This is a genomic window from Pseudomonas sp. PS01303 (genome assembly GCF_029959385.1).
GTDB lineage: Bacteria > Pseudomonadota > Gammaproteobacteria > Pseudomonadales > Pseudomonadaceae > Aquipseudomonas > Aquipseudomonas rustica.
On sequence record NZ_JASCPK010000186.1, the window covers coordinates 1 to 9,314 of the forward strand.

Genomic DNA, 9,314 nt, shown 5'->3' on the forward strand with positions numbered 1-9,314 from the left:
CGCTCCCACTATTTGTAATGCATTCCAATGTGGGAGCGAGCCTGCTCGCGAAGGGGCCAGTGCAGCGCATACATATTTAGAGCGGCACATACCGACTCAACAACGCCCGCAACGCCGCCGGTTTCACCGGTTTCGCCAGATAATCCAGACCCGCCGCATGCACCTGCGCCACCGTTTCCGGCCGCCCATCCGCGCTGATCACCACCCCCGGCACCGGCTCGCCTAGCGTCGTGCGCAACCACGCCATCAACTCAGTCCCTGTGTCGCCGTGATCGAGGTGGTAATCCACCAATGCCAGTTGCGGCCGCACGCCATCCTTAAGCAACGCCGCACATTCCTCGCGATTGCGCGCCGTCCACACCTGACAGCCCCAGCGGCTGAGCAAACTGTTCATGCCGATCAAAATGCTGTCTTCATTGTCGATGCACAGCACCTGCGCGCCGCCCAGCAACTTGCCGTTCAACTCGACGGCGGCGCTGGCCGGCACGGTTTGCGTTGGGGCCAATGGCACGCTGACGCTGAACACACTGCCGCGCCCCGGCCACGAACGCACGCGCAACGTATGGCCGAGCACGCGGCACAAGCCATCGGCAATCGCCAAGCCAAGCCCCAAGCCTTTTTCGGCGCGGGTCTGATGGCTGTCGAGGCGTTTGAATTCTTCGAAAATCACCTGCAGCTTGTCCTCCGGGATCCCCGGCCCGCGATCCCACACTTCCAGCGACAATTCTGCCCCGCGCCGACGCACGCCGAGCAGCACCGGGCCCTTGGCGTAGCGGAATGCATTGGTGAGGAAGTTCTGCAAAATCCGCCGCAGCAATTTGCTGTCGCTGTCGATGCGCAGATGACTGCCACGCACGCGGAAGGTCAGGCCTTGTTCTTGCGCCAGTGCCTTGAATTCGGCGCCGAGAATATCGAACAGCTCATTGAGCGCAAACGGCTTGCGATCCGGGTTGATCTTGCCATTTTCCAGGCGCGAGATATCCAGCAGATCGCTGATCAAGTCTTCGGCTGAACGCAGCGAACTGTCGAGGTGCTGCACCAGTTTCTGCGCCTCGCTGCTCAAGCCATCGTCCTGATGGGAGAGGGCGGCGGAGAACAGGCGGGCGGCGTTCAACGGTTGCATCAAGTCGTGGCTGACCGCTGCGAGGAAACGGGTTTTCGACTGGTTCGCTGCCTCGGCGGTGCCCTTGGCTTCGGTCAGCGCGACGTTGAGTTGCGACAGTTCCTGCGTACGTTCGCTGACCCGTTGCTCCAGCCCCTCGTTGGCCTCGGTCAGCGCCTGCTCAGCTTCGCGGAACGCAGTAATGTCGGTGAAACTCATGACGAAACCGCCGCCCGGCATCGGGTTGCCAATCAGTTCGATCACCCGACCGTTGGGGAACAGCCGCTCGGAGGTGTGCGCACGGCCCTGACGCATCCAGTGCAAACGGCGGGCAACGTGTACTTCGGCTTCGCCGGGGCCGCACAAGCCGCGCTCGGCGTTGTAGCGAATGATGTCGGCAATCGGCCGGCCAACGCTGATCAAACCGTCGGGATAGTTGAACAGCTCCAGATAACGGCGATTCCACGCCACCAGTTTCAGCGACTGGTCGACCACGCTGATGCCTTGAGTGATGTTCTCGATCGCGCCTTGCAGCAGGGCGCGGTTGAACTGCAACACTTCCGACGCTTCGTCAGCGATCCGGACTACGTCCTCCAGCTGCATTTCCCGACCTTCGATGGCGGCTTTTACCACGGCGCGCGTCGAAGAAGCGCCAAGCACACCGGCCAACAAGCGCTCGGTGTGGGCGATCCATTCGCCGTCTGCGTTCTGGTTCGGGTTGAAGCCTTTGCCCTGACGGTAAGCGAAACGAATAAAGCTCTGCCGCGCGCGTTCTTCACCGACAAACCGCGCCGCCAGTTGCAGCAAATCGTCGATCTGCACCGCCAGCATTGAGCGCGCACTTGGCCGCGCGCTGATCTCCTGACCGATAAAACGCCCGGCTTGCCAGTGTTCCGATACCCGCGTGCGCGACAGCACCGAAACCCACGCGAACAAGGTGAAGTTACCCGCCAGCGACAGCACCACGCCTTGTGTCAGCGGGGTGATCGGCAAGTTCAGTGGATTGCTGTGCAGCCACGCCAGCCCCGGAAAACTGCTCAGGGACAAGCCCAGGCTGTGCGCGGCAATCGGCAGAATCAGCGTGTAAAACCACAGGAAAGTACCGGCAGCGAGACCGGCAAAAACCCCGCGCCGGTTGGCCTGTTTCCAGTACAGCGCGCCGAGCATGGCCGGGGCCAATTGGGTGACAGCGGCGAAGGCAATCTGGCCGATGGTTGCCAGACTCGCGGTGGAACCGAGCAGGCGATAGCTGACATACGCCAGCAACAGAATCACCACGATGCTGACGCGGCGCACCGAGAGCATCCACTGGCGGAACACTTCGAACGGGCGCTCGGCGTTATTTCGGCGCAGCAACCACGGCAACAGCATGTCGTTAGAGACCATGGTCGACAACGCTACGCTGGCGACAATCACCATGCCGGTCGCCGCCGAAGCACCACCGATAAACGCCAGCAGCGCCAGCGCCGGATGGGCTTGAGCCAGCGGCAAACTGATCACGAATGAGTCGGGGAGTACGTCGCTCGGTAACAACATCTGACCGGCGAGGGCGATCGGGACTACAAACAGCGCGGCCAGTGCGAGGTAGGCCGGGAACACCCATTTGGCCAGACGCAGATCCTGCGGGTCGATGTTCTCCACCACGGTGACGTGAAACTGCCGGGGCAGGCAGATGATCGCCATCATCGCCACGCCGGTCTGCACCACCATCGACGGCCAGTTAATGGTTTCTTTCCAGTATTCCTCGAGGCGCGGGGCGAGCATTGCCTGGTTGAACAGGTCATCGAAACCGTCGTACAGGCCAAAAGTGACGAAGGCGCCAACCGCGAGAAAAGCAAACAGCTTGACCAGCGATTCAAAGGCAATCGCCAGCACCATGCCGCGGTGGTGCTCGGTGGCGTCGAGGTTGCGCGTACCGAACACGATGGTGAACAGCGCCAGCACCAGCGACACGATCAGCGCCGTGTCCTGGGCGCGGGTGCCCATGGCGTCGGCACCGGCGCCGATCAACAGGTTCACGCCGAGGACGATGCCTTTGAGTTGCAGGGCGATGTAGGGGAGGACGCCGACCAGGCAGATCAGCGCGACGACCACCGCCAGCGATTGCGATTTGCCGTAACGCGCGGCGATGAAGTCAGCGATGGAGGTGATGTTCTCCTGTTTGCTGATCATCACCATTTTCTGCAGCACCCACGGCGCGCCGAGCAGCAGCAGGATCGGCCCGAGGTAAATCGGCAGGAATGACCACAGTTGTTCGGCGGCCTGACCGACCGCGCCGAAGAATGTCCAACTGGTGCAATAAACTGCCAGCGACAGGCTGTACACCCAGGCACGCATCCGCGGCGGCAAAGGCGCGCTGCGACGGTCGCCGTAGAAGGCGATAGCGAACATGATGGCCATATAGGCCAGGGCGACGGCGGCGATCAGCCCGGTGGACAACGACATGCAACACTCCCGACAGAAGACTCCCCGGCAACCCTGTCCGGGCCAACAGTCTCGCATGAGTGCGGCGGTTAGTCAGTGTCGACCAAGGTCGTGGCGTGGCGGGGTGTCGCAGGGATGGAACCGGGTGGTTTCTCGGGTGACCGGGCGGGCCTCTTCGCGAGCAAGCTCGGCTCCTACAAGGGCATGTGTTCCTCTGTAGGAGCTGAGCTTGCTCGCGAAGGCGTCAGGTCTGCTGCAACGCGATATCGATCAGCCGATGCAGTTCTTCCACCTCCAGCGCCGCCGCCGAAAACAGGATCCGGAACACCACCGGCGCCACCACCAGATTGATCAACCGATCAACGCTCGGCGCGATCTCATTGGGATGTCGATCAATGATCGTCTGCAACTGCTCACCAATGATCGTCACGCAATACCCCGGCGTCGCGCTCGCCTGCACGTCGCGCATCATGTTGCGGCCGGGCTCGGAGCTCATCTCGTCGAGATACTGCTCGGCCCACGCCCGAATATCACTGCGCAAACTGCCCGTTGCTGCCGGCTCACTGTCCGGGCGCATGCGGGCGAGGGCGACGTCTGCGAGCAACGCCGCCAGATCACCCCAGCGTCGATAAATCGTCGACGGCGTCACCCCCGCGCGTGCGGCGATTTGCGGCACGGTCACGGTCGAGCGCTCCTGCTCTTGCAGGAGCGCGTGGACTGCCGAATGAATCGACTCTTGCACCCGGGCACTGCGGCCGCCGGGGCGTAAACCTTCTTTAATAGCCATGCGGCAGACCTTAACACAAAGAATTTGCTTTAAGCGTGAGGCGGTAGCACACTCCGCAAAAGCAAAAAATTAGCTTTTGCGGAGTGTGCCCATGACCAGCCCCTTGAATAACGTCGTTTCAAACCGCTCCAGCCTGTGGTTTCTGGCGATCACCTTACTCAGTTTTCTCGCCGCTTCCACCGCGCCGACGCCGCTGTATCACCTGTATCAAGATCAACTGCACTTCTCGGCGGTGGTGCTGACGCTGATCTTCGGCGTCTATGCGCTCAGTCTGTTGGCGGCACTATTAACAGTGGGTTCGCTGTCCGACCATGTGGGACGCAAACCGGTGATCTTCACCGCCGTGCTGCTCAATGCCTTGGCGATGCTGCTGTTTATCTATGCCGACAGCGTCACGTGGCTGATCAGCGCGCGCGTCCTGCAAGGTTTCGCCACCGGCATGGCGACGGCGGTGTTGAGCGCGACGTTGCTCGATACCGATCGCCAGCAAGGGCCGTTGATCAACAGCGTCGCGCCGTTGTTGGGAATGGCGCTGGGCGGTTTGGGTTGTGGATTGCTCGCTGAATTCGCTCCGGCGCCGTTGCAGTTGACCTATTGGTTGCTGCTCGGATTGTTTGTGTTGCAGGGGATTTACGTCTGGCGCCTGCCGGAAAGCGTCTCGCCGCAAGCCGGGGCCTGGGCGTCATTAAAGCCGACGCTGCACGTGCCGGCTCAGGCGCGTTCAACATTGTGGCGAGTGCTGCCGCTGAACACGGCGACGTGGGCACTCGGTGGTTTTTATGCTTCGCTGGCTCCGTCATTGGTGCGCACGGCCACCGGTTCAACGTCCAACCTGATCGGCGGCTCGACCGTGGCGGCATTGACCCTGACCGGTGCGTTGATGATTTTCACCATGCGCAATCGCAGCGCCAAACAAGCCTTGCGGCTGGGCGCGAGTTTGCTGCCGATCGGTCTGGTGCTGATCTTGCTCGGCGTGCACAGCGCGAGTCTTTCGCTGTTCTTCCTCGGCACGCTGGTCGCCGGTTGTGGGTTTGGTTCGGGTTTCCTCGGCGCAGTGCGCAGCCTGGTGCCGCTGGCATTGCCTCACGAACGGGCCGGTTTGATGTCGGCGTATTACGTGCTCAGCTACCTCGCGTTCTGCCTGCCGGCATTGTTGGCCGGTTATCTGGCTCGCACCTATGGCTTGCTGGCAACCACTGATGGCTACGGCGCGGTACTGATCGTGTTGGCGGTGGGGGCGTTATTGCTCAGCCTGCGCGCCAAAGCAGTCAAGGTGTGCAGCGCTCCCTGAGTTTCGGTTAGCCTTGCTTGGCCATTCTTCTCTCGGATCGATTCATGAAGATTATCCGCAGCAAAACCTTCACCGCCGACCGCGCCTGGGGCGCGCTGGACATCGCCAATATGAACGGCATCACCACGCGCCTGCACTGGACGGATCAGCCGTACAAATGGCACGTCAACGATGGCGAAGAAGTCTTCGTGGTGCTCGATGGCCAAGTGCAGATGCACTACCGCGAAAATGGCGAAGAAAAACAGGTGCAGCTCGACGTTGGCGACATCTTTTACGCCTCGGTCGGCACCGAGCATGTCGCGCATCCACAAGGCGCTGCGCGGATTCTGGTGATCGAAAGCGAAGGCAGCGTCTGACTGCTTATTGGCAAAACAGATAACAGTTAGAGATATTACCCGTTATATAGATATTCGATTCGGATCTACCATGAATTCCACCTCACCTGAGGACAGGAGTTCATGATGATTTGCCCCAACAGCGCCAAACCCGGCATCAAGCCATTCAGCCAACTTCAGCATCCGCGTGAAGTGATCCGCCAATTCACACCGAACTGGTTCGCCGCGACCATGGGTACCGGTGTGCTGGCATTGGCGTTGGCGCAACTGCCGGTGGCGATTCCCGCTTTGCACGCCGTGGCCGAAGGGCTGTGGTTGTTCAACATTCTGTTGTTCACGTTGTTCACCCTGGCTTATGCCGCTCGCTGGATTCTGTTCTTCGATGAAGCGCGGCGGATTTTCGGGCATTCCACGGTATCGATGTTCTTCGGCACCATTCCCATGGGCCTGGCGACGATCATTAACGGTTTTTTGGTGTTCGGCCTGCCACGCTGGGGCGACGGGGTAATTCATCTGGCCGAAGTGCTGTGGTGGATCGATGTGGCGATGTCGCTGGCCTGCGGCGTGTTGATTCCGTACATGATGTTTACCCGTCAGGAACACAGCATTGATCAGATGACCGCCGTTTGGCTGTTGCCCGTAGTCGCCGCAGAAGTGGCAGCGGCCAGCGGTGGTTTGCTGGCTCCGCATCTGGCCGATGCCCACTCGCAACTGGTGGTGCTGACGACGAGCTACGTGCTTTGGGCATTCTCCCTACCCGTCGCGTTCAGCATTCTGACAATCCTCTTGCTGCGCATGGCCCTGCACAAACTGCCCCACGAAAACATGGCCGCTTCGAGCTGGCTGGCCCTTGGCCCGATCGGCACCGGTGCGCTGGGTATGTTGCTGTTGGGCGCTGATGCACCGGCGATCTTCGCCGCCAACGGTCTGCCGGGCATCGGCGAAATCGCATCGGGCATTGGCCTGGTCGCCGGCATCACGCTGTGGGGCTTCGGGTTGTGGTGGATGTTGATGGCGCTGCTGATCACCGTGCGTTATCTGCGTGACGGCATCCCGTTCAATCTTGGCTGGTGGGGCTTCACCTTCCCGTTGGGCGTTTATTCGCTGGCAACGTTGAAGCTGGCGAGCACCTTGAACCTTGGGTTTTTCAGCGTGGTTGGCTGTGTGTTGGTGACGTTGCTCGCGATCATGTGGCTGATCGTCGGCAAACGTACCGTGCAAGGCGCGTGGCGCGGCGAGCTGTTTGTTTCACCGTGCATCGCCGGTTTGAAGAAATAACCTGAAATATTTAGCTAAGGTGTGGCCTGGATTGCGGTTTGTGAATCCAATAGACAGTATCCAGACCACCCCCCAGCAAAATCAGGGAAACACGGAAGATGAGTCACTCCTCACAGTTCAACCTGCTGCGCACGCGACGCTTTTTACCGTTCTTCATCACGCAATCGCTCGGCGCGTTTAACGACAACGTGTTTAAGCAGTCGTTGATTCTCGCCATTCTCTATCGATTGACCATCGAAGGTGACCGCTCGATCTGGGTCAACCTCTGTGCGCTGCTGTTTATTCTGCCGTTCTTCCTGTTCTCGGCGCTGGCCGGGCAGTTTGGCGAAAAGTTCGCCAAGGACGCGTTGATCCGTCTGATCAAACTGGCGGAAATCGCCATCATGGCGGTGGGATCCGTCGGATTCTTGTTCGATCATCTGTCGCTGATGCTGGTGGCGTTGTTCGCCATGGGCACGCACTCGGCGTTATTCGGGCCGGTGAAGTATTCGATCCTGCCGCAGGCATTGCGCGAGGATGAACTGGTCGGCGGCAATGGTCTGGTGGAGATGGGCACGTTTCTGGCGATCCTCGCCGGCACCATCGGCGCCGGGGTCATCATGTCTTCGACGCACTACGCGCCACTGGTGTCCGGCGCCATCGTCGGCATTGCCGTGCTGGGTTATCTCGCCAGCCGCAGCATTCCACGGGCGGCGGCGTCCTCGCCGGAAATGCGCCTCAACTGGAACATCTTCAGCCAATCGTGGGCGACGCTGAAACTCGGCTTGGGCCAGACCCCAGCGGTGTCGCGTTCGATCGTAGGCAATTCGTGGTTCTGGTTTGTCGGGGCGATTTATCTGACGCAGATTCCGGCGTATGCCAAGGAATGGATGCACGGCGATGAAACCGTGGTCACCTTGATTCTCACGGTGTTCTCGGTCGGGATCGCCCTCGGTTCAATGCTCTGCGAGAAGCTTTCCGGACGTAAAGTCGAGATCGGTCTGGTGCCGTTCGGCTCGTTTGGTCTGACCGTGTTTGGCTTGCTGCTGTGGTGGCATTCCGGTGGAATCCCGGACAGCGTCACTGGCCATAGCTGGGTTGAAGTGCTGGGCTTTGTGCACACGTGGGCGGTGTTGATCGACATTCTCGGTCTGGGCATTTTCGGCGGCTTCTATATCGTGCCGCTGTACGCATTGATCCAGTCGCGCACCGCCGAGAACGAGCGCGCGCGGGTAATCGCAGCGAACAACATTCTCAACGCACTGTTTATGGTGGTCTCGGCCATCGTTTCGATCGTGTTGTTGAGCGTGGTCAAACTGTCGATTCCGCAGCTGTTTCTGGTGGTGTCGCTGCTGAACATCGGCGTCAACGCCTACATCTTCAAAATCGTCCCCGAGTTCAGTATGCGTTTCATGATCTGGCTGCTCAGCCATTCCATGTACCGCGTCGAGCATCGCAACCTTGAGGCGATTCCTGATGAGGGCGCGGCGTTGTTGGTGTGCAACCACGTGTCGTTCGTCGATGCCTTGCTGATTGGAGGCGCAGTTCGTAGGCCGATTCGCTTTGTCATGTACTACAAAATCTACAACCTGCCGGTGCTGAACTTTATCTTCCGCACGGCTGGGGCCATTCCTATCGCTGGGCGGCAGGAAGATATCCAGATCTACGAAAAGGCCTTCACGCGGATTGCTCAGTATCTGAAGAACGGTGAACTGGTGTGCATCTTCCCGGAAGGCAAATTGACCGCTGATGGCGAGATGAATGAGTTCCGGGGCGGGCTGACGCGGATTCTCGAAGAGACGCCGGTACCGGTGATTCCGCTGGCGTTGCAGGGGTTGTGGGGGAGTTTCTTCAGTCGCGATCCGAACAAGGGGTTTTTTCACCGGTTGTGGTCGCGGGTGACGTTGGTGGCGGGTTCGGCGGTAGCTGTGGAAGCGGCGGAGCCGGCGAAGTTGCAGGTGTTGGTGGGGGAGTTGCGTGGGGCGGTTAGATAGTCGCTGATTTTTAGGGCCTCTTCGCGAGCAGGCTCGCTCCTACATTTGAAACGCGTTCCCCTGTAGGAGTGAGCCTGCTCGCGATAGAGGAAGAGGCCTAAGCGCTGACCTTAAGCCCTATCAA

At 60.1% G+C, this 9,314-nt stretch carries 6 protein-coding genes; 4 read left to right on the top strand and 2 right to left on the bottom strand.

The features are described from left to right. Nucleotides 1-76: 76 nt before the first annotated feature. Nucleotides 77-3,547: a PAS domain-containing hybrid sensor histidine kinase/response regulator gene (locus QMX93_RS27925; RefSeq protein WP_053118578.1), complete on the bottom strand. Its 3,471-nt coding sequence runs from the start codon at nt 3,545-3,547 to the stop codon at nt 77-79. 223 nt (nt 3,548-3,770) lie between these two features. Beyond that, nucleotides 3,771-4,313, bottom strand: a complete 543-nt coding sequence (locus tag QMX93_RS27930) for a TetR/AcrR family transcriptional regulator (RefSeq protein ID WP_282358734.1) — start codon at nt 4,311-4,313, stop codon at nt 3,771-3,773. Nucleotides 4,314-4,416: 103 nt separating this feature from the next. Here QMX93_RS27930 and QMX93_RS27935 point away from each other — a divergent pair, with 103 nt between their 5' ends. From QMX93_RS27935 to QMX93_RS27950, 4 genes are all read left to right on the top strand, one after another. Then, nucleotides 4,417-5,604, top strand: coding sequence for an MFS transporter (locus QMX93_RS27935; protein ID WP_282358741.1), 1,188 nt, complete (start codon nt 4,417-4,419; stop codon nt 5,602-5,604). Between the two features lie 44 nt (nt 5,605-5,648). Beyond that, entirely contained in the window at nt 5,649-5,960 is a 312-nt protein-coding gene (locus QMX93_RS27940; protein WP_212550946.1) for a cupin domain-containing protein, read from the top strand. A gap of 105 nt (nt 5,961-6,065) precedes the next feature. After that, the gene (locus QMX93_RS27945) at nt 6,066-7,217 is read left to right on the top strand and encodes a TDT family transporter (protein ID WP_282358737.1); all 1,152 of its coding nucleotides are present in this window, start codon (nt 6,066-6,068) and stop codon (nt 7,215-7,217) included. A 98-nt stretch (nt 7,218-7,315) separates the two neighbouring features. After that, entirely contained in the window at nt 7,316-9,190 is a 1,875-nt protein-coding gene (locus QMX93_RS27950) for an MFS transporter (protein ID WP_282358739.1), read from the top strand. The last annotated feature ends 124 nt before the right edge of the window (nt 9,191-9,314 follow it).

Bases quoted from the DNA above. Each gene is read 5' to 3' on its own strand.
- QMX93_RS27925 (WP_053118578.1), bottom strand. From the start codon at position 3,547: ATGTCGTTGTCCACCGGGCTGATCGCCGCCGTCGCCCTGGCCTATATG.
- QMX93_RS27930 (WP_282358734.1), bottom strand. From the start codon at position 4,313: ATGGCTATTAAAGAAGGTTTACGCCCCGGCGGCCGCAGTGCCCGGGTG.
- QMX93_RS27940 (WP_212550946.1), top strand. From the start codon at position 5,649: ATGAAGATTATCCGCAGCAAAACCTTCACCGCCGACCGCGCCTGGGGC.
- QMX93_RS27945 (WP_282358737.1), top strand. From the start codon at position 6,066: ATGATTTGCCCCAACAGCGCCAAACCCGGCATCAAGCCATTCAGCCAA.
- QMX93_RS27950 (WP_282358739.1), top strand. From the start codon at position 7,316: ATGAGTCACTCCTCACAGTTCAACCTGCTGCGCACGCGACGCTTTTTA.